The organism is Enterobacter sp. Taxon_8, assembly GCF_058354585.1.
The window spans coordinates 4,285,499-4,304,699 of record NZ_CM177989.1 but is presented as its reverse complement, the minus strand read 5'-3'; the positions used below and the strand labels follow the sequence as shown (position 1 = coordinate 4,304,699).

The following is a 19,201-nucleotide window of genomic DNA, read 5'->3' as shown; positions in this document are numbered from 1 at the left end:
GGGGCTTAGGCCCCTCTAACTCATAACGCATTTCTCGGAAAGTATGCGCTATTGCCTGGCTACCATGCTTTCGAATAATGAGGTCATAACGATGAAAAAAAGTCTCTTAGCACTCTGTCTGACGGCGGGCATGTTTGCTGCATTACCAGCAGTGAGCTTGGCTGATGTCAATATCGTTCCGCAGAACACGACTGCTGCGCCTGCGATCCCCTCTGCCACACTGCAAAGTCTGAACTGGGTGCCCGTGAATGTGGCACAAACCCAGACCATCGAGTTGGGGAATACAGGACAGACCCTGAATGTACCGGGAATTTCAGGACCGGTTGCTGCATGGAGTGTCCCTGCAAATGTGGGTGAGTTAACGTTAACGCTTGTCAGTGAAGCCGACAAAACACCCTCTGTATTTGCACCAAACGTGTTAGTGCTTGATCAAAACATGTCGCCTTCAGCTTTTTTCCCAAGCAGTTATTTTACCTATCAGAAACCCGGCGTCATGTCGGCTGACCGCCTTGAGGGCATACTGAAACTGACACCCGCTTTAGGCCAGCAAAAGATTTATATCCTCGCGTTTACTACGCCCGAAGATCTGCAGCGCACCACCAAAATGATTGATCCGGCAAAATCCTATGCTCAGGGGGCGGGTAACGCTATTCCTGATATTCCTGATCCGGTCGCACGCCACGTGACGAACGGTACGCTAAAACTCAAAGTTCAAACAAACACCAGCTCCAGTATTCTGGTCGGGCCGTTATTCGGATCCTCTGGCCCTGCTGCTGTCACCGTTGGCAACACTGCGGCACCTGCACCTGCCTATACCGCACCCGCTGCCACGGCAGCCGCACCGGTAGCGACTGCAGCGCCTGCCCCGGCGAAGAAAGCCGAGCCGGTACTGAACGACACCGAAGAGTACTTCAACAACGCCATTAAGCAGGCGGTGAAGCGCGGCGATGTCGATAAAGCGCTGAAGCTGCTTGATGAAGCCGAACGTTTAGGTTCAACCACTGCCCGTTCCACCTTTATCAGCAGTGTAAAAGGCAAGGGGTAACCGTTTCCCCACAGTGCTGATTTGTTAGTAGTTTGGTGCGCCTGAGTGGGCGCACTTTTTTTCGTATCGGCCAGGCTGTTGCGCCCATGTTGCGATCGTGATCGTTAAATAACGTTTGGCCCCCCTCAATCCGTGTTTCTGCGATACAATGCCATTACGTTATGTATCGGAGAGTCTGGCATGTCACACCCTGCGCTAACGCAACTGCGTGCGCTGCGCTATTTCGACCAAATACCTGCGCTTGATCCGCAGCAGCTGGACTGGTTGCTGCTGGAAGATTCCATGACGAAACGTTTTGAGCAACAGGGTAAAACGGTCACGGTGACCCTGATTCAGGAAGGGTTTGTCTCTGGCGATGAGATCGCCAACGAGCTGCCGCTGCTGCCGCACGAGCCACGTTACTGGCTGCGCGAAATTTTGCTCTGTGCCGATGGCGAGCCGTGGCTTGCCGGACGGACGGTAGTGCCCGAGTCCACCCTTTCCGGGCCAGAACTGGCACTGCAACGTCTGGGGAAAACGCCTCTGGGGCGTTACCTTTTCACCTCGTCTGAGCTTACCCGGGATTTTATTGAGATTGGTCGTGATGCTGAACTGTGGGGGCGTCGTTCCCGCCTTCGCCTGAGCGGTAAACCGTTAATACTGACGGAGCTTTTTTTACCGGCATCACCGTTGTACTAAGAGGAAGAAAAAATGGAGTGGAGCCTGACGCAGAATAAGCTGTTGGCGTATCACCGCTTAATGCGTACCGATAAACCCATTGGCGCGTTGCTGCTGCTGTGGCCGACCCTCTGGGCGCTGTGGCTTGCCACGCCGGGCGTGCCGCCGCTGTGGATCCTGGGCGTGTTCGTTGCCGGCGTCTGGCTGATGCGCGCGGCGGGCTGCGTGGTGAATGACTATGCCGATCGTAAATTCGACGGTCATGTTAAGCGTACTGCCGGTCGTCCGTTACCCAGCGGGCAGGTCACCGGGAAAGAAGCCCGCGTGCTGTTTATTGTTCTGGTGCTGCTCTCTTTCCTGCTGGTGTTAACCCTGAACACCATGACCATTTTGCTTTCCGTTGCGGCGCTGGCCCTGGCCTGGGTTTATCCGTTTATGAAGCGCTATACCCACCTGCCTCAGGTGGTGCTGGGCGCGGCGTTTGGCTGGTCGATTCCGATGGCGTTTGCGGCGGTTAGTGAGTCCTTACCGCTCAGCTGCTGGCTGATGTTCCTGGCGAACATTCTCTGGGCGGTGGCTTACGACACGCAATATGCAATGGTAGACCGCGACGATGACCTGAAAATCGGCATCAAATCCACCGCCATCCTCTTTGGTCGTCACGACAAGCTGATTATCGGTATCCTGCAGGTCGCGGTATTGGCGCTGATGGTGGCGATTGGCCGCCTGAACGGGCTGAACTGGGAGTTTTACTGGTCCGTGCTGGTGGCGGGGCTGCTGTTTGCTTATCAGCAGAAGCTGATCGCTAAGCGTGAACGTGATGCCTGCTTCAAGGCGTTTATGAACAATAACTACGTCGGTCTGGTGCTGTTTTTAGGCCTGGCGATGAGCTATTTCTTATAAAAAAGTCGGGTGGCGGCTTCGTCTTACTCGATCCACGATCTGGCAGGAAATGTAGGCCCGGTAGCGTTAGCGCCACCGGGCGTTTTTTTACCGGCGACGCAGCAGCCGAAGCGCGTTCGCCGTCACCAGCACCGTTGCCCCGGTATCCGCCAGCACCGCCAGCCACAGTCCGGTCATGCCGAGCAGGGTCGTCACCAGGAAAATCCCCTTCAGCCCGAGCGCGATGCCGATGTTCTGACGGATATTGGCCCGCGTCGCGCGCGCAAGATCGATCATCTGGGCCAGCCCGGTCAGGCGGTTGTGGGTCAGCGCCGCGTCGGCGGTCTCCAGCGCCACGTCAGTACCGCTACCCATCGCAATACCAATGGTGGACGCTTTCATCGCCGGGGCATCGTTGATCCCGTCACCGACCATCGCCAGCGGAGCCTGAGCGTTCAGCTCCGTCACCGCGCTGACCTTATCCGCAGGCAGCAATCCGGCTTTAAACGCCAGCCCCAGCTCACCGGCAATCGCTGCCGCCGCGCGAGGGTTATCACCGGTGAGAATCACGCCCTTCACGCCCAGCTGATGCAGCGCCGCCACGGCCTCTTTTGCGTCATCGCGCAGGGTGTCGCGTAGCGCCAGCATCCCTTTTGCGGTGCCGTCCTGCATGACGGTCACGACCGTCTGTCCGGTCTGTTCTAACGTCTCCACCTCTGGAGTAGAAGACTTACCCGCCGCGACAATCAGCACCTTTTTACCGTCAACGGTGGCCTCAATCCCTGACCCTACCAGCGCCCGCTGGGCGGTTGCCGGAGGTATGTTTAGTCCGCGCGACTGCGCTTCACGCACAATCGCCTGCGCCAGCGGATGGGTGGAGCCCTGTTCAACGGCGGCGGCCAGGGCCAGCAGTTCATCCTCACTGATATCCTGCGGATACACGCCGGTCACCTGCGGCTTGCCCACGGTCAGCGTACCGGTTTTATCAAAAGCGATATGCTGGACCTGGCTGAGCTGCTCCAGCGCCGCGCCGCCCTTAATCAGCGCCCCGCGACGTGCCGCAGCCGCCAGACCGGACGTAATCGCCGCCGGGGTGGAAATCACCAGCGCGCATGGGCAGCCGATCAGAAGCAGCGTCAGCCCTTTATAAATCCAGCCCTCCCACGGCGCGCCAAAGAACAGCGGTGGGACGACGGTAACCAGCAGAGCCACCAGCATAATGGCGGGCGTGTAGATCCGGCTGAAGCGGTCGATAAAGCGTTCGACCGGCGCGCGGCGCTCCTCAGCCTCTTCAATCAGCTTCAGGATACGGTCGATGGCGCTGTCGCCTGGCTCGGAAAGAACCTTAAGCTGCACCAGACGATCGACGCTGGTGGCGCCTGCAGGCACTTTTTCACCCGCCTCACGTTCAACCGGAATGGACTCGCCGGTCAGGGCGCTTTCATCAAAGCTTGCGGTGGCGGTAAGCAGCGCGCCGTCTGCAGGCAGGCGTCCGCCTGCCGCGACTTCTATCACGTCGCCCGGACGCAGCGTAGTGATGGCGACCGTTTCACGCGTACCGTTTACCACGCGCGTGGCGGTTTCCGGCTTCAGCGCCATCAGCGCGCTGACCCCTTTACGCGCCCGGCTCGCCGCCCAGCCCTCAAGACGTTCGCCGATTAAGAACAGCAGCAGCACCATCGCCGCTTCTGCCGTCGCGCCAATGAACAGCGCGCCGATGGCCGCCACGCTCATCAGCGTTTCGATGGCAAACCAGCTGCCGCTTTTCATCAGGCGCAGCGCCTGACGGGCAATCGGGAACAGACCGACCAGGGTGGTGGCGATAAACGCCAGATTGCCGAACGGGTGGTTAATCTGCTCCAGACCCCAGCTCAGGGACATCATGATGATGAGGGTAATGAGCGGCAGATTTTCTTTCAGGGAGGAGACTTTTTCAACGGGCGCCGTTTCGCTGCGCAGGGTATAACCCGCCTTGCTGACGGCGGCTTCAACCTGCTTGCTGACGTCGTTATCGGCGCTAACCAGCAGCTTTTCGGTGGCGAACAGCACCTGAACGTGACTCACGCCCGGCACCTGTTTGACGGCGTTTTCCACTTTGCGCGCGCAGGCGGCGCAGTCCATGCCGTTGACGACCCAGCTGTAGCGGTTGCCGCTTTCAGGAAGGGGTTGAGTTTGCGTTTCGCACGCGCCTTCGCAGCAGCAGTCGTCTTTCGACGGAGCCGGGCTGAGCTTAAGTGCCGAGAATTGAGGAACTTTTTTAGGTATTTCTGGAGTCGACATGGCAGTCTCCGGCAATGATAATTTTCTCATTAACCGCAGCATACACTCTGGAGTCGACTCCAGAGTCAAGCGCTATTTAGATATACAGCGAACGCACAATCAGGAAATGCCCGGCAAAGTAACAGGCGGCGGCAATCGCGTTATCCGCCCGGAAGCGGCGGCGATAGTGGCTGCCCAGCCAGACGACGTTACCGATCAGCAGCAGTGCGGCGCCGAAGAACGCTGACATCGCCGGAGCGGTCGGACGGAAGAACCACAGTTCACCTGCCAGCCATACCATTACCAGCGTCATGGCGATAAATGTACAAACCGGCAAACGCATCTCTTCCAGACGCGACCAGATCACCGCGATCAGCAGGGCGCCAATCACCAGCAGGACCAGCGGCAGCGGCCAGAAGAAAGAGAGCGTCATCTGGCTGGCGAAGTAGATGGTATACAGCAGATGCGACAGGAAAAATGCCCCTACGGCATACAGCAGGCGCTGGCGCGGCAGCAGGGTCAGGGCATCGCCAATCAGAGAGGCGCACAGCCCGGCGAGCACCAGATAGCTGACGGCATTAAACATTGGCGCTTGCCAGGCCAGCAGCAGCAGGAGCAGCAGCGTGACCGGTTTAAACAACCAGCGCTGCCAGGTGGGACCACGGTACGACGCATCGACATAAAGCCATGCGGAAAAACAGACAGCGATAAATGACCAAAGCATATTAACTCCCTGTATCTGTTAAGCCTGAATAATCAGTTTCTGATCCAGTGTAGTGACGCGGGCGGGCGTTTGGCAATGGTGGGGAAGGCAAGGTATCCTGAATTCCGCATAATCTGATGGGATTTTTCAATGAGCAAGATGCCGCTTTTTTTCATTATCGTGGTGGCGATTATCGTCATTGCCGCCTCGTTTCGTTTCGTGCAGCAGCGCCGCGAGAAGGCGGATAACGGTGCCGCACCGCTGATGCAAAAGCGCGTGGTGGTGACGAACAAACGCGAAAAACCGCTCAATGACCGCCGCTCGCGCCAGCAGCAGGTGACGCCTGCGGGCACAACAATGCGCTATGAAGCGAGCTTTAAGCCGGAAACGGGCGGCCTTGAGATGACCTTCCGCCTGGAGGCGCAACAGTACCATCAGCTGACGGTGGGAGAGAAAGGAACGCTGAGCTACAAAGGGTCGCGATTCGAAGGTTTTACGCCTGAATAAGGCGCGATTGGTTCCCTCTCCCTGTGGGAGAGGGTAAAGGTGAGGGCATCAGGCCGCACCTTACTTCTTCACCTGCGCCTTAAATTTTTTCATCCACACCAGCAGCTCAAACACGCCGAAAATAAAGACGCGCAGCTGCTGCCAGCCCGTCATCTGCGGGCCGTCTTTCGGCAGGCCGTTTTTCAGCATCACCATCTGAAGGGCGTGCATAAACGACGTGAAAATCAGCGCCACGTTAACGAAAATGTTCATCGGGCGCGGGAACGGGTGCACCAGATTCAGAATCAAGAACGCCCAGACGCCCAGCATCAGCAAGCGTCCCAGGTTAATCAGTACCGGCATCGGATCCTCCTTGTGCCTGACGGTGATAAAGACGATAAGCAACCTGACCTGCCACTTTTTCACGGTGCAGATCCCAGTGGGCGGGAACCGGCGGTAAACCGTTTTCCACTTCGCTTTCAACATAAATCAGCGCGTCATCCGCCAGCCAGCCGTTTTGCTCCAGCAGGGATAACGTCTCTTCAAGCAGCCCCTTGCGGAACGGCGGATCGACAAACACCACGTTATGCGGCGTGCCCTTTTGCGCGAGGAAGCTCAGCGTGTTGGTGTTCACCACTTTGGCGTTGCTCGCCTTCAGCGTCGCCAGATTTTGCTGCAGCGTCTGCGCAACGCCGCGCTCCATCTCCAGCAGCGTGGCGCTGGCGGCATAGCGCGACAGCGCTTCCAGCCCGAGGGCGCCGCTTCCGGCGAAGCAGTCCAGACAGTGGGCGTCTACCATAGACGGAGCCAGCCAGTTAAACAGCGTCTCGCGCACGCGGTCGGTAGTTGGGCGTAAACCGGGGCTGTCCGGCACCGGTAATTTCCGGCCTCGCCACTGACCGCCGATAATACGAATTTGACCGGCCGGGGCGCGGTTGGGTTTCTTCATCTCAGGAAAGCTCTGTTAACAATTGGCCTGCGATTGCGGGCGGTGATGTCAATTAAGTAAAGTGTTAGACTATTTCATCATTTTTTTAGCTTCCATGTATATAGCGCCGCGAGGAGTGTAGTCGCAGATGGCAAAACAAAAAAAACGTGGCTTCTTTTCCTGGCTGGGCTTCGGTGAAAAAGAGCAAGAAACAGAACAGAAAACCGAAGAGCAACAAGCCGTTGAAGAGCAGTCGCAGCCTGAAACGCCTGTAGAAACCGCCGCGGTTGTCGAAGCGGAAGAAACGGCGCCCAGCAAAGAAGAAATTGAATCCTTTGCACAAGAGGTGATTGAAGTCACTGAACAGGTTCAGGAGAACGAGAAGCCAGAACCGATTATCGTCGAAGCCGTTACCGAAGCGCCACAGGCCGTTATCGAGCATGAAGAGCTGCCGCTGCCGGAAGAGGTCAAAGACGAAGCGGTGTCTGCCGAAGAGTGGCAGGCCGAAGCGGAAACCGTTGAAATCGTTGAGGCGGTGGAAGAAGAAGCGACGCTTGAGCCAGAGCTGACCGACGACGAGCTGGAAGCCCAGGCGCTGGCGGCGGAGGCAGCTGAAGAAGCGGTCATCGTTGTGCCGGTAGAAGAGCAGGCCGAAGACGAGATCGTTCAGGAGCAGGAAAAACCGACCAAAGAAGGTTTCTTCGCGCGCCTGAAGCGCAGCCTGCTTAAAACCAAAGAAAACTTAGGTTCCGGATTTATCAGTCTGTTCCGCGGCAAGAAGATCGACGACGATCTGTTTGAAGAGCTGGAAGAACAACTGCTGATTGCTGACGTTGGGGTAGAAACTACCCGTAAGATCATCGCCAATCTGACCGAAGGGGCGAGCCGCAAACAGCTGCGCGACGCCGAAGCGCTGTACGGTCTGCTGAAAGACGAGATGGGTGAAATTCTCGCAAAAGTTGATGAACCGCTTAATATTGAAGGCAAAACGCCATTTGTTATTCTGATGGTCGGCGTGAACGGCGTGGGTAAAACTACCACCATCGGCAAGCTGGCGCGCCAGTTCGAGCAGCAGGGCAAATCGGTGATGCTGGCGGCGGGCGATACCTTCCGTGCAGCGGCGGTTGAGCAGCTGCAGGTGTGGGGCCAGCGCAACAACATTCCGGTGATTGCCCAGCATACCGGCGCGGATTCCGCGTCCGTGATCTTTGACGCCATCCAGGCGGCGAAGGCGCGCAACGTGGACGTGCTGATTGCCGATACCGCAGGGCGTTTGCAGAACAAATCGCACCTGATGGAAGAATTGAAGAAAATCGTTCGCGTCATGAAGAAGCTGGACGAAGACGCACCGCATGAAATTATGCTGACCATTGATGCCAGCACCGGACAGAACGCCATCAGCCAGGCAAAACTGTTCCATGAAGCGGTAGGACTGACGGGGATCACGCTGACCAAACTGGACGGCACCGCGAAAGGCGGGGTGATTTTCTCCGTGGCTGACCAGTTCGGCATTCCTATCCGTTACATCGGTGTGGGCGAGCGTATTGAGGATTTACGTCCGTTTAAGGCGGACGACTTTATTGAGGCATTATTTGCCCGAGAGGACTAACAATGATTCGCTTTGAACACGTCAGCAAGGCCTATCTCGGTGGGAGACAAGCGCTGCAGGGGGTCACATTCCACCTGCAGCCGGGCGAGATGGCATTCCTGACCGGCCATTCCGGCGCGGGGAAAAGTACCCTGCTCAAGCTTATCTGTGGGATCGAGCGGCCAAGCGCCGGGAAGATCTTTTTCAGCGGCCATGAGATCAGCCGCCTGAAAAACCGTGAGGTGCCGTTCCTGCGTCGCCAGATCGGCATGATTTTCCAGGATCACCACCTGCTGATGGATCGCACCGTTTTCGATAACGTGGCCATTCCGCTGATTATTGCCGGCGCCAGCTATGACGATATCCGCCGCCGCGTCTCTGCGGCGCTGGATAAGGTCGGGCTACTGGACAAAGCGAAGAACTTCCCGATCCAGCTCTCCGGCGGTGAACAGCAGCGCGTGGGTATCGCCCGCGCGGTGGTGAACAAGCCTGCGGTGCTGCTGGCGGATGAACCGACCGGTAACCTGGACGATGCTCTGTCAGAAGGGATTTTGCGTCTGTTTGAGGAATTTAACCGCGTGGGGGTTACCGTATTGATGGCGACGCACGACATCGGGCTGATTTCCCGTCGTTCGTACCGCATGCTGACCCTGAGCGACGGTCATTTGCACGGAGGCCACGGTGAATAAGCGTGATGCAATAAACCAGATTCGGCAGTTCGGGAACCGGTTTGACCGTTTCCGTAAGCCGCAGGGCGGGGGTGACGGCAATCGTAATGCGCCGAAGCGCCAGAAGGCCGCGCCAAAACCGGCCTCCCGTAAAACCAACGTGTTTAACGAGCAGGTGCGCTACGCGTTCCACGGCGCGCTGCAGGACCTGAAAAGCAAACCGCTGGCGACGTTCCTGACGGTGATGGTGATTGCCATCTCCCTCACGCTTCCAAGCGTCTGCTATATGGTCTATAAAAACGTCAATCAGGCGGCGTCGCAGTATTATCCGTCTCCGCAGATCACGGTCTATCTGGATAAAGCGCTCGACGATAACGCGGCGGCGCAGGTGGTTGGGCAAATCCAGGCCGAGCAGGGCGTGGAGAAGGTCAACTATCTCTCACGTGAAGACGCGCTGGGCGAGTTCCGTAACTGGTCTGGCTTTGGCGGCGCACTGGATATGCTTGAAGAGAACCCGCTGCCCGCCGTGGCGGTGGTGATCCCGAAGCTGGATTTCCAGGGGACCGATTCGCTTAACACCCTGCGCGATCGCATCACGCGCATTAAGGGCATTGATGAAGTGCGCATGGATGACAGCTGGTTTGCGCGCCTTTCTGCTCTCACCGGGCTGGTAGGCCGCGTCGCGGCGATGATTGGCGTGTTGATGGTGGCGGCGGTCTTCCTCGTCATCGGCAACAGCGTGCGCCTGAGCATCTTTGCCCGTCGCGATACCATCAACGTGCAGAAACTGATTGGTGCGACGGATGGCTTCATCCTCCGACCGTTCCTTTACGGTGGCGCACTGCTCGGTTTTTCCGGCGCATTTCTTTCACTGATATTGTCAGAAATTTTGGTGATGCGGCTTTCGTCTGCCGTGACTGAAGTGGCGCAGGTTTTCGGAACGAAGTTTGATATCAGTGGCTTAGGGTTCGATGAGTGCCTGTTACTGCTGCTGGTGTGTTCGATGATTGGGTGGGTGGCAGCGTGGCTGGCAACCGTTCAACATTTACGTCACTTTACTCCCGACTAATAAAAGCGTGATATAATCTTTCCCTGCACCGAGATGTTCGCTCTGCAGGGAAAGCGTCCCTGTTGTCTCTTCCCCTGTTATCATCTCCATGTCACATTTTGTGCGTAATTTATTCACCGTTGCACCTGGAACTTGTGGATAAAATCACTGTCTGATAAAAGAGTGAATGCTAATCTCGTTGCTCAAACGCTATGGCATGGTTGTTGCCTGACGGGGACAACCTGGACCAGAAGAAACACTGAGAGGAATGAATGACCAAAGAAATGCAAACTTTAGCTTTAGCCCCTGTTGGTAACCTGGAATCTTATATCCGGGCTGCGAACACCTGGCCGATGTTAACGGCCGAGGAAGAAAAGGAGCTTGCTGAAAAGCTGCATTACCAGGGCGATCTGGAAGCAGCGAAAAAGCTGATCCTGTCTCACCTGCGCTTTGTTGTTCACATTGCTCGTAATTATGCGGGCTATGGCCTGCCGCAGGCGGACTTGATTCAGGAAGGTAACATCGGCCTGATGAAGGCTGTGCGTCGCTTCAACCCGGAAGTGGGTGTGCGACTCGTCTCCTTCGCCGTACACTGGATCAAGGCAGAAATTCATGAATACGTGCTGCGCAACTGGCGTATCGTGAAAGTCGCCACGACAAAAGCGCAACGCAAACTGTTCTTTAACCTGCGTAAAACCAAGCAGCGTCTGGGCTGGTTCAACCAGGATGAAGTGGAAATGGTGGCGCGCGAGCTGGGCGTAACCAGCAAAGACGTGCGTGAGATGGAATCCCGTATGGCCGCGCAGGACATGACCTTTGATATGTCCTCCGACGACGACGCCTCCGACAGCCAGCCGATGGCACCGGTTCTGTATCTGCAGGATAAAACCTCTAACTTTGCTGATGGCATCGAAGAGGACAACTGGGAAGATCAGGCCGCGAACAAGCTGACCCATGCGATGGAAGGCCTCGACGAACGTAGCCAGGATATTATCCGCGCCCGCTGGCTGGACGAAGACAACAAGTCCACGCTGCAGGAGCTGGCTGACCGTTACGGCGTCTCTGCAGAACGTGTGCGTCAGCTTGAAAAGAACGCCATGAAAAAACTTCGCGCCGCTATCGAAGCGTAATTTCCGCGAAGTACACCGAGAACCCCTGGATGAGAGTCTGGGGGTTTTGTTTTTTTAGCGCCCGCTCTGGCGAATTCCCTCCCCCTGGCAAACACTTACTGATGCGCTAAGCAGGCGACTTTCTCAGGGGGACAGGGTGAAAAACAACGAACTGAACGACCGGCGTTTACAGGCGACGCCGCGCGGCATCGGCGTGATGTGTAACTTCTATGCCGATAAAGCCGAAAACGCCACGGTGTGGGACGTGGAAGGCAATGAGTATATCGACTTCGCCGCCGGGATCGCGGTGCTGAATACCGGCCATCGGCATCCCAAAGTCATTTCCGCAATCGAAAAACAACTTCACGCGTTTACCCACACGGCCTACCAGATTGTGCCGTACGAAGGCTACGTGGCGCTTGCCGAGCGTATCAACGCACGCGTGCCCGTAGAAGGTCCTGCCAAAACGGCGTTCTTCTCCACGGGGGCTGAGGCGGTCGAAAACGCGGTCAAAATTGCGCGCGCCTATACCAAACGTCCTGGCCTTATCACCTTCGGCGGCGCGTTCCACGGCCGCACCTTTATGACTATGGCGCTGACCGGCAAAGTTGCGCCGTACAAGATCGGCTTCGGACCCTTCCCCGGCTCGGTTTACCACGCGCAGTATCCGAATGACCTACACGGCGTCAGCACCGCTGAGGCGTTAAAAAGCCTGGAACGTATCTTTAAAGCGGATATTGCTCCTGACCAGGTCGCGGCGATTATTCTCGAACCGGTTCAGGGGGAGGGCGGCTTCAACATTGCGCCTGCTGATTTTATGCAGGCTCTTCGCGCCCTGTGCGATACCCACGGTATTTTGCTGATTGCCGACGAGGTGCAAAGCGGCTTCGCCCGCACCGGCAAGCTTTTCTCGATGGAACACCACTGCGTGAAGCCGGACCTGATCACCATGGCAAAAAGCCTGGCGGGCGGGATGCCGCTCTCGGCGGTATCGGGCCGTGCCGACGTGATGGACGCGCCTGCGCCGGGCGGGCTGGGCGGCACCTACGCGGGTAATCCGCTGGCGATTGCCGCAGCGCACGCGGTGCTGGACGTGATTGACGAGGAAGATCTCTGCACGCGCTCGGCGCATCTCGGCCATCACCTGGTGGAAGTGCTCAACAAAGCCAAGGAACACTGCCCGTATATCGCTGACATTCGCGGGCAGGGCTCGATGGTGGCGGTAGAGTTTAACGACCCGCAAACGGGCCAGCCTTCTCCGGAATTTACCCGCCAGGTGCAGGAACGTGCGTTGAACCAAGGGCTGCTTCTGCTGAGCTGCGGCGTCTACGGCAACGTCATTCGTTTCCTCTATCCGCTGACTATCCCTGAAGCGCAGTTCCGGAAAGCGCTGGATATAATCTCCGCGTCGCTGACACGTTAAAGCCGCAAGCCCGGCGGTAAATCCTGCCGGGCTTATCATATATTCATTTCAAATTAGCTATTCCAAAATCATAAAAATCGGGTATGTTTTAGCAGAGTATGCTGAAAAAGCGCGGACAGCACACCTATAACTGACATAAAGCGCTGCACAACAACATCACAACAATCGTAATAACCATAATAATGGGGAATCTCAGGATGAACATGAAGGGTAAAGCGTTACTGGCAGGATGTATCGCGTTGGCATTCAGCACCATGGCACAGGCAGACATCAAGGTGGCTGTGGTTGGCGCGATGTCCGGTCCGGTAGCACAGTACGGCGACCAGGAATTTACCGGCGCTGAACAGGCGGTTGCAGACATTAATGCTAAGGGCGGTATCAAAGGCGAAAAACTGCAGATCGTAAAATATGATGATGCCTGTGACCCGAAACAAGCGGTCGCGGTCGCGAACAAAGTGGTGAACGACGGGATCAAATACGTTATCGGTCACCTGTGCTCTTCCTCTACTCAGCCCGCGTCTGACATCTACGAAGACGAAGGTATTCTGATGATCACTCCGGCAGCGACCGCACCGGAGCTGACTGCGCGTGGCTACAAGCTGACCCTGCGCACCACCGGCCTGGACTCAGACCAGGGCCCAACCGCGGCGAAATACATCGTTGAAAAAGTGAAGCCGAAGCGCATTGCTATCGTTCATGACAAGCAGCAGTACGGTGAAGGTCTGGCGCGTTCAGTGCAGGACAACCTCAAGAAAGCCAATGCCGACGTGGTGTTCTTCGACGGGATCACCGCCGGTGAGAAAGACTTCTCCACCCTGGTGGCGCGTCTGAAGAAAGAGAATATCGACTTCGTATACTACGGCGGCTACCATCCGGAAATGGGCCAGATCCTGCGTCAGGCGCGCGCTGCGGGCCTGAAAACCCAGTTTATGGGCCCGGAAGGCGTGGCGAACGTTTCTCTGTCTAACATTGCGGGTGAATCAGCCGAAGGTCTGCTGGTGACCAAACCGAAGAACTACGACCAGGTCCCTGCGAACAAACCTATCGTAGATGCCATCAAGGCGAAGAAACAGGATCCAAGCGGCGCGTTCGTCTGGACCACCTACGCGGCGCTGCAGTCTCTGCAGGCAGGTCTGAACCAGTCAGCCGATCCGGCTGAAATTGCCACCTGGCTGAAAGCGAATACGGTTCAGACCGTTATGGGGCCACTCTCCTGGGACGAGAAGGGCGACCTGAAGGGCTTCGAGTTCGGCGTGTTTGACTGGCATGCCAATGGCACGGCGACAGACGCAAAATAATTTTCCCGTCTCCTTTCGCGCCGCAGGTGCGTTGGCTGCGTTATTCAACCCCGGTCACTTACTTATGTAAGCTCCCGGGGATTTCATAACTTGCCGCCTTCCTGCAACACGAAATGCTTGGGAAAATACAGTGGAGAATGTAGGCCGGGTAAGGCGCAGCCGCCACCCGGCTTTCTTTTAGCGCTTCTCCCACCCGCTCTCCTGCGCCGTAAAGCCTAACGCCTGCATAAACGCTGCCATCACGCCGCGGTCTTCCACGCCCACGTCGGCCATCCACCATGAGGTCACGCTTGGGTTTTCGCGGATCACTTCTTCAATTAAATACTGTCCCACGCCGCGACGACGGGTGACGTCACGAACGCGCAGTGAGTCCAGCGCTCCTTCTGTACCGCTCAGGGTGACGCGAACCGCAGCCAGCAGGCGCTCGTTAAAACGCGCGGCATAAATGCGGTGGGTCTCATCAACGCGCAGCGACGAAGGGGAATATTCCGGCCAGATCTTGCCCAGGTCGATATGATCCTGGTCGCTAAAGGTCACCAGACGCACGATAGTCAGTTTCATTAGCTACTTGTCCAAATCAAATTGAGTAGAGGCAGTGTACTCAATTTATTCACTCAGCGGCTTCCTCTTTTTATTCTCATTAACCAGGTGATTAGTTTTTTGGCAACGCGATGGGCAGTTTGAAAACACATGGATCGAAAAATAAGCAGAATTTTAACCTGAATGGTAGTGATTTATTCGGCGCTTTGTACCGTTATTTTATGCTGCAAACTGCACTTTTATTTGTTTATCTCTGCCTGATTTCAGAATATTATCTTTGCTTAATCGCCTGAAAAATAGAGATTTTAGTCTGGTTTTTGACAAAAACCTGCGCTAAACCATTAAAGGCACTGGTAAAAATAGCGTTGTTCATTAAAAGTACAGAATGCTTTTTAACCATAATAAAACAAAATATAAACACGACATCACGAATGGGGATTCAGAGATGAAAAGGAACGCGAAGACGTTAATCGCGGGGATGGTCGCACTGTCGATCTCGCATGCCGCCATGGCGGAGGACATTAAAGTTGCGGTAGTGGGCGCGATGTCCGGCCCTGTTGCCCAGTGGGGTGATATGGAGTTCAACGGTGCGCGCCAGGCCATCAAAGACATCAACGCTAAGGGCGGCATCAAAGGCGACAAGCTGGTGGGCGTAGAATATGACGACGCCTGCGATCCGAAACAGGCCGTCGCGGTCGCCAACAAAATCGTTAACGACGGCATCCAGTATGTTATCGGCCACCTGTGCTCGTCGTCCACCCAGCCCGCTTCTGATATCTACGAAGACGAAGGCATTCTGATGATCACCCCTGGCGCCACTAACCCTGAGCTGACCCAGCGCGGATACCAGCACATCATGCGTACCGCGGGGCTGGACTCCTCTCAGGGGCCAACCGCCGCCAAATACATCCTTGAAACCGTCAAGCCGCAGCGTATCGCCATTATTCATGACAAGCAGCAGTACGGCGAAGGCCTGGCGCGCTCCGTTCAGGACGGCCTGAAAAAAGGCGGCGCAAACATCGTCTTTTTCGACGGGATTACCGCCGGTGAGAAAGACTTTTCCGCGCTGATCGCCCGCCTGCAAAAAGAGAATATCGACTTTGTTTACTACGGCGGCTACTACCCGGAGATGGGCCAGATGCTGCGTCAGGCGCGCGCCACCGGTCTGAAGACCCAGTTTATGGGGCCAGAGGGCGTGGGCAATGCCTCTCTGTCAAACATCGCCGGGGATTCTGCTGAAGGCATGCTGGTGACGATGCCAAAACGCTATGACCAGGATCCGGCCAACAAGGCTATCGTGGATGCGCTCAAGGCGCAGAAGAAAGATCCGAGTGGTCCGTACGTCTGGATCACCTACGCCGCCGTACAGTCTCTGGCCACCGCGCTGGAACGCTCCGGCAGCAAAGAACCGCTGGATCTGGTGAAAGATTTAAAAGCACACGGGGCGAACACCGTGATTGGGCCGCTGAACTGGGATGAGAAAGGCGATCTGAAGGGATTTGAGTTTGGTGTCTTTAAGTGGCACGCCGACGGTTCATCTTCGGCCGCCAAATAATTATCCCACCGCCCGGACTGACGGGCGGGTATAAAAAGGTTTGCATATGTCCGAGCAGTTTCTCTATTTCCTGCAGCAGATGTTTAACGGCGTTACGCTGGGAAGCACCTACGCGCTGATCGCCATCGGCTATACGATGGTTTACGGCATTATCGGCATGATCAACTTCGCCCACGGCGAGGTCTACATGATCGGTAGCTATGTCTCCTTTATGATCATCGCCGCGCTGATGATGATGGGCATCGACAGCAGCTGGCTGCTGGTCGCCGCCGGGTTTGTTGGCGCGATTGTGATTGCCAGCACCTACGGCTGGAGCATCGAGCGCGTGGCCTACCGGCCGGTGCGCAGCTCCAAGCGTCTGATTGCGTTGATTTCCGCGATCGGGATGTCGATCTTCCTGCAAAACTACGTCAGCCTGACCGAAGGCTCGCGCGACGTGGCGCTGCCAAGCCTGTTTAACGGCCAGTGGATTGTGGGGGCCAGTGAAAACTTCTCGGCCTCAATCACCACCATGCAGCTGGTTATCTGGGTCGTGACCTTTATTGCGATGCTGGCCCTGACGCTGTTCATCCGCTACTCGCGGATGGGACGCGCCTGCCGCGCCTGCGCAGAAGACCTGAAGATGGCGAGCCTGCTCGGCATCAACACCGACCGCGTGATTGCCCTGACCTTCGTGATTGGCGCCGCGATGGCGGCCGTCGCAGGCGTGCTGCTCGGCCAGTTCTACGGCGTGATCAACCCGTACATCGGCTTTATGGCCGGGATGAAAGCGTTTACCGCGGCGGTTCTGGGCGGTATCGGCAGTATTCCGGGGGCGATGATCGGCGGCCTGATCCTGGGTGTGGCGGAAGCGCTCTCCTCGGCGTATCTGAGCACTGAGTATAAAGATGTGGTGTCGTTTGCCCTGCTGATTCTGGTTCTGCTGGTGATGCCTACCGGTATTCTGGGCCGTCCGGAGGTAGAGAAAGTATGAAACCGATGCATTTTGCAATGGCGCTGCTCTCTGCCGCCATGTTCTTCGTGCTGGCGGGCGTCTTTATGGGCGTCCAGTTAGGTCTGGACGGGACGAAGCTGGTGGTAGACGCCGCCCCCGACATCCGCTGGCAGTGGGTATTTATCGGCACTGCCGTGGTGTTCCTGTTCCAGCTGCTGCGTCCGCTGTTCCAGAAGTCGCTGAAAAACGTCTCCGGGCCGAAATTCGTTCTGCCGGCCATCGACGGGTCAACCGTTAAGCAGAAGCTGTTCCTCGTGGCGCTGCTGGTGGCCGCCGTGGCGTGGCCGTTTGTGGTCTCTCGTGGAACCGTAGATATCGCTACCCTGACCATGATCTACGTGATTCTTGGTCTTGGTCTGAATGTGGTGGTGGGGCTATCTGGCCTGCTGGTGCTTGGCTACGGCGGCTTCTACGCCATCGGCGCCTACACCTTCGCGCTGCTGAACCACTATTACGGCCTCGGCTTCTGGACCTGTCTGCCGCTGGCGGGGCTGGTCTCCGCCGCAGCCGGTTTCCTGCTTGGCTTCCCGGTGCTGCGCCTGCGCGGTGACTACCTGGCGATCGTGACCTTAGGCTTCGGTGAAATCGTCCGTATCCTGCTGCTGAACAACACCGAAGTGACCGGCGGCCCGAACGGCATCAGCCAGATCCCGAAACCGACCTTCTTCGGTCTGGAGTTCAGCCGTACCGCCCGCGAAGGCGGCTGGGATACCTTCAGTAACTTCTTCGGCGTGAAGTATGACCCGTCCGACCGCGTGATCTGGCTCTATCTGGTAGCGCTGCTGCTGGTGGTGATCACCCTGTTCGTGATTAACCGCCTGCTGCGCATGCCGCTGGGCCGCGCGTGGGAAGCGCTGCGCGAGGATGAGATCGCCTGCCGTTCCCTGGGCCTGAACCCGACACGCATCAAGCTGACCGCGTTCACCATCAGCGCCGCGTTTGCCGGTTTCGCCGGGACGCTGTTTGCCGCGCGTCAGGGCTTCGTCAGCCCGGAATCGTTCACCTTTGCCGAATCCGCTTTTGTGCTGGCGATTGTGGTGCTCGGCGGGATGGGCTCGCAGTTCGCCGTTATCCTCGCGGCCATCCTGCTGGTGGTTTCGCGCGAGCTGATGCGCGACTTTAACGAATACAGCATGTTAATGCTGGGTGGTTTGATGGTGCTGATGATGATCTGGCGTCCGCAGGGCTTGCTGCCGATGACCCGTCCACAGCTGAAGCTGAAGAACGGGCAAGCGAAAGGAGAGCAGGCATGAGTCAGCCATTATTATCCGTTAACGGTCTGATGATGCGTTTTGGCGGCCTGCTGGCGGTCAACAATGTGTCACTGGATCTGCACAAGAAAGAGATTGTCTCCCTGATTGGCCCGAACGGCGCGGGGAAAACCACGGTCTTTAACTGCCTGACCGGCTTCTACAAGCCGACGGGCGGCACCATCATGCTGCGCGACAAGCACCTTGAAGGGCTGCCGGGCCAGCAGATTGCCCGCATGGGCGTGGTGCGTACCTTCCAGCACGTGCGTCTGTTCCGCGAGATGACGGTGATTGAGAACCTGCTGGTTGCGCAGCATCAGCAGCTGAAAACCGGGCTGTTCTCCGGTCTGCTGAAAACCCCGGCCTTCCGCCGCGCCCAGGATGAAGCGCTCGATCGCGCCGCCACCTGGCTCGACCGAATTGGCCTGCTGCAGCACGCTAACCGCCAGGCGAGCAATCTGGCCTACGGCGACCAGCGTCGTCTGGAGATTGTGCGCTGCATGGTCACCCAGCCGGAAATCCTGATGCTCGACGAACCGGCGGCGGGCCTCAACCCGAAAGAGACCAAAGAGCTGGACGAGCTGATTGCTGAGCTGCGCGATCACCACGACACCACCATTCTGCTGATTGAGCACGACATGAAGCTGGTAATGGGCATTTCCGACCGTATCTACGTGGTTAACCAGGGTACGCCGCTGGCAAACGGCACGCCGGAAGAGATCCGCAACAACCCGGACGTGATCCGCGCATACCTGGGTGAGGCATAAG

At 57.0% G+C, this 19,201-nt stretch carries 19 protein-coding genes; 14 read left to right on the top strand and 5 right to left on the bottom strand.

The window, feature by feature from the left end; all coding sequences use genetic code 11:
- The first annotated feature begins 85 nt into the window (after window positions 1-85).
- The 3 genes from malM to ubiA all read left to right on the top strand — a co-directional run bounded on the left by malM (window position 86) and on the right by ubiA (window position 2,605).
- Complete coding sequence (gene malM / locus AC4IBF_RS20530; RefSeq protein WP_133295391.1) at window positions 86-1,045, top strand: maltose operon protein MalM; 960 nt, start codon at window positions 86-88, stop codon at window positions 1,043-1,045.
- A gap of 180 nt (window positions 1,046-1,225) precedes the next feature.
- On the top strand, window positions 1,226-1,723 hold the full coding sequence (gene ubiC / locus AC4IBF_RS20525) for a chorismate lyase (RefSeq protein WP_021242729.1): 498 nt from the start codon (window positions 1,226-1,228) through the stop codon (window positions 1,721-1,723).
- Window positions 1,724-1,735: 12 nt separating this feature from the next.
- Window positions 1,736-2,605: a 4-hydroxybenzoate octaprenyltransferase gene (gene ubiA, locus AC4IBF_RS20520; RefSeq protein WP_111965826.1), complete on the top strand. Its 870-nt coding sequence runs from the start codon at window positions 1,736-1,738 to the stop codon at window positions 2,603-2,605.
- A gap of 87 nt (window positions 2,606-2,692) precedes the next feature.
- Here the strand turns inward: ubiA and zntA are convergent, their stop codons facing one another.
- Together zntA and AC4IBF_RS20510 are read right to left on the bottom strand one after the other, a co-directional pair.
- Window positions 2,693-4,864, bottom strand: coding sequence for a Zn(II)/Cd(II)/Pb(II) translocating P-type ATPase ZntA (gene zntA, locus AC4IBF_RS20515; protein ID WP_133293572.1), 2,172 nt, complete (start codon window positions 4,862-4,864; stop codon window positions 2,693-2,695).
- Between the two features lie 76 nt (window positions 4,865-4,940).
- Complete coding sequence (locus AC4IBF_RS20510; RefSeq protein WP_024906687.1) at window positions 4,941-5,567, bottom strand: lysoplasmalogenase; 627 nt, start codon at window positions 5,565-5,567, stop codon at window positions 4,941-4,943.
- A gap of 129 nt (window positions 5,568-5,696) precedes the next feature.
- On the opposite strand from AC4IBF_RS20510, the gene AC4IBF_RS20505 reads away from it, so the two are divergent.
- A complete protein-coding gene (locus AC4IBF_RS20505) occupies window positions 5,697-6,053 on the top strand; it encodes a DUF2500 domain-containing protein (protein WP_136195998.1) in 357 nt (118 codons plus the stop codon).
- Between the two features lie 60 nt (window positions 6,054-6,113).
- Here the strand turns inward: AC4IBF_RS20505 and AC4IBF_RS20500 are convergent, their stop codons facing one another.
- On the bottom strand, window positions 6,114-6,395 hold the full coding sequence (locus tag AC4IBF_RS20500) for a DUF1145 family protein (protein ID WP_010436509.1): 282 nt from the start codon (window positions 6,393-6,395) through the stop codon (window positions 6,114-6,116).
- A complete protein-coding gene (rsmD, locus tag AC4IBF_RS20495; protein ID WP_023310014.1) occupies window positions 6,379-6,981 on the bottom strand; it encodes a 16S rRNA (guanine(966)-N(2))-methyltransferase in 603 nt (200 codons plus the stop codon). The genes AC4IBF_RS20500 and rsmD overlap by 17 nt, the downstream gene beginning before the upstream one ends.
- A 127-nt stretch (window positions 6,982-7,108) precedes the next feature.
- On the opposite strand from rsmD, the gene ftsY reads away from it, so the two are divergent.
- The 6 genes from ftsY (at window position 7,109) to livJ (ending at window position 14,094) form a co-directional block, all read left to right on the top strand.
- A complete protein-coding gene (gene ftsY, locus AC4IBF_RS20490) occupies window positions 7,109-8,569 on the top strand; it encodes a signal recognition particle-docking protein FtsY (RefSeq protein ID WP_133293573.1) in 1,461 nt (486 codons plus the stop codon).
- A gap of 2 nt (window positions 8,570-8,571) precedes the next feature.
- Window positions 8,572-9,237, top strand: coding sequence for a cell division ATP-binding protein FtsE (gene ftsE / locus AC4IBF_RS20485; protein WP_045402529.1), 666 nt, complete (start codon window positions 8,572-8,574; stop codon window positions 9,235-9,237).
- Complete coding sequence (gene ftsX / locus AC4IBF_RS20480; RefSeq protein ID WP_045909157.1) at window positions 9,230-10,285, top strand: permease-like cell division protein FtsX; 1,056 nt, start codon at window positions 9,230-9,232, stop codon at window positions 10,283-10,285. The genes ftsE and ftsX overlap by 8 nt, the downstream gene beginning before the upstream one ends.
- Before the next feature lie 251 nt (window positions 10,286-10,536).
- Window positions 10,537-11,394, top strand: a complete 858-nt coding sequence (rpoH, locus tag AC4IBF_RS20475) for an RNA polymerase sigma factor RpoH (protein ID WP_115876938.1) — start codon at window positions 10,537-10,539, stop codon at window positions 11,392-11,394.
- A gap of 136 nt (window positions 11,395-11,530) precedes the next feature.
- Window positions 11,531-12,796 (top strand): 4-aminobutyrate--2-oxoglutarate transaminase, encoded by a 1,266-nt coding sequence (locus AC4IBF_RS20470; protein ID WP_133293574.1) that lies wholly within the window; start codon window positions 11,531-11,533, stop codon window positions 12,794-12,796.
- 197 nt (window positions 12,797-12,993) lie between these two features.
- Window positions 12,994-14,094, top strand: coding sequence for a branched chain amino acid ABC transporter substrate-binding protein LivJ (gene livJ / locus AC4IBF_RS20465; protein ID WP_143344528.1), 1,101 nt, complete (start codon window positions 12,994-12,996; stop codon window positions 14,092-14,094).
- Between the two features lie 177 nt (window positions 14,095-14,271).
- On the opposite strand, the gene panM is transcribed toward livJ, so the two are convergent.
- The gene (panM, locus tag AC4IBF_RS20460) at window positions 14,272-14,655 is read right to left on the bottom strand and encodes an aspartate 1-decarboxylase autocleavage activator PanM (RefSeq protein WP_023334145.1); all 384 of its coding nucleotides are present in this window, start codon (window positions 14,653-14,655) and stop codon (window positions 14,272-14,274) included.
- A 424-nt stretch (window positions 14,656-15,079) separates the two neighbouring features.
- Between panM and livK the strand changes: the two genes are divergently transcribed.
- The 4 genes from livK to livG are packed head-to-tail and all read left to right on the top strand — an operon-like array spanning window position 15,080 to window position 19,200.
- Complete coding sequence (gene livK / locus AC4IBF_RS20455; protein WP_047653117.1) at window positions 15,080-16,189, top strand: high-affinity branched-chain amino acid ABC transporter substrate-binding protein LivK; 1,110 nt, start codon at window positions 15,080-15,082, stop codon at window positions 16,187-16,189.
- Between the two features lie 46 nt (window positions 16,190-16,235).
- Entirely contained in the window at window positions 16,236-17,162 is a 927-nt protein-coding gene (gene livH / locus AC4IBF_RS20450) for a high-affinity branched-chain amino acid ABC transporter permease LivH (protein WP_133293577.1), read from the top strand.
- On the top strand, window positions 17,159-18,436 hold the full coding sequence (livM, locus tag AC4IBF_RS20445) for a branched chain amino acid ABC transporter permease LivM (RefSeq protein ID WP_048226437.1): 1,278 nt from the start codon (window positions 17,159-17,161) through the stop codon (window positions 18,434-18,436). The genes livH and livM overlap by 4 nt, the downstream gene beginning before the upstream one ends.
- Window positions 18,433-19,200 (top strand): high-affinity branched-chain amino acid ABC transporter ATP-binding protein LivG, encoded by a 768-nt coding sequence (livG, locus tag AC4IBF_RS20440; RefSeq protein ID WP_024906698.1) that lies wholly within the window; start codon window positions 18,433-18,435, stop codon window positions 19,198-19,200. The genes livM and livG overlap by 4 nt, the downstream gene beginning before the upstream one ends.
- Window position 19,201: the final 1 nt, after the last annotated feature.

Bases quoted from the DNA above. Each gene is read 5' to 3' on its own strand.
- panM (WP_023334145.1), bottom strand. From the start codon at position 14,655: ATGAAACTGACTATCGTGCGTCTGGTGACCTTTAGCGACCAGGATCAT.
- livH (WP_133293577.1), top strand. From the start codon at position 16,236: ATGTCCGAGCAGTTTCTCTATTTCCTGCAGCAGATGTTTAACGGCGTT.
- AC4IBF_RS20505 (WP_136195998.1), top strand. From the start codon at position 5,697: ATGAGCAAGATGCCGCTTTTTTTCATTATCGTGGTGGCGATTATCGTC.
- livM (WP_048226437.1), top strand. From the start codon at position 17,159: ATGAAACCGATGCATTTTGCAATGGCGCTGCTCTCTGCCGCCATGTTC.
- rsmD (WP_023310014.1), bottom strand. From the start codon at position 6,981: ATGAAGAAACCCAACCGCGCCCCGGCCGGTCAAATTCGTATTATCGGC.
- livJ (WP_143344528.1), top strand. From the start codon at position 12,994: ATGAACATGAAGGGTAAAGCGTTACTGGCAGGATGTATCGCGTTGGCA.
- AC4IBF_RS20500 (WP_010436509.1), bottom strand. From the start codon at position 6,395: ATGCCGGTACTGATTAACCTGGGACGCTTGCTGATGCTGGGCGTCTGG.
- ubiC (WP_021242729.1), top strand. From the start codon at position 1,226: ATGTCACACCCTGCGCTAACGCAACTGCGTGCGCTGCGCTATTTCGAC.
- ftsY (WP_133293573.1), top strand. From the start codon at position 7,109: ATGGCAAAACAAAAAAAACGTGGCTTCTTTTCCTGGCTGGGCTTCGGT.
- zntA (WP_133293572.1), bottom strand. From the start codon at position 4,864: ATGTCGACTCCAGAAATACCTAAAAAAGTTCCTCAATTCTCGGCACTT.
- livG (WP_024906698.1), top strand. From the start codon at position 18,433: ATGAGTCAGCCATTATTATCCGTTAACGGTCTGATGATGCGTTTTGGC.
- rpoH (WP_115876938.1), top strand. From the start codon at position 10,537: ATGACCAAAGAAATGCAAACTTTAGCTTTAGCCCCTGTTGGTAACCTG.
- ubiA (WP_111965826.1), top strand. From the start codon at position 1,736: ATGGAGTGGAGCCTGACGCAGAATAAGCTGTTGGCGTATCACCGCTTA.
- AC4IBF_RS20510 (WP_024906687.1), bottom strand. From the start codon at position 5,567: ATGCTTTGGTCATTTATCGCTGTCTGTTTTTCCGCATGGCTTTATGTC.
- ftsE (WP_045402529.1), top strand. From the start codon at position 8,572: ATGATTCGCTTTGAACACGTCAGCAAGGCCTATCTCGGTGGGAGACAA.
- livK (WP_047653117.1), top strand. From the start codon at position 15,080: ATGAAAAGGAACGCGAAGACGTTAATCGCGGGGATGGTCGCACTGTCG.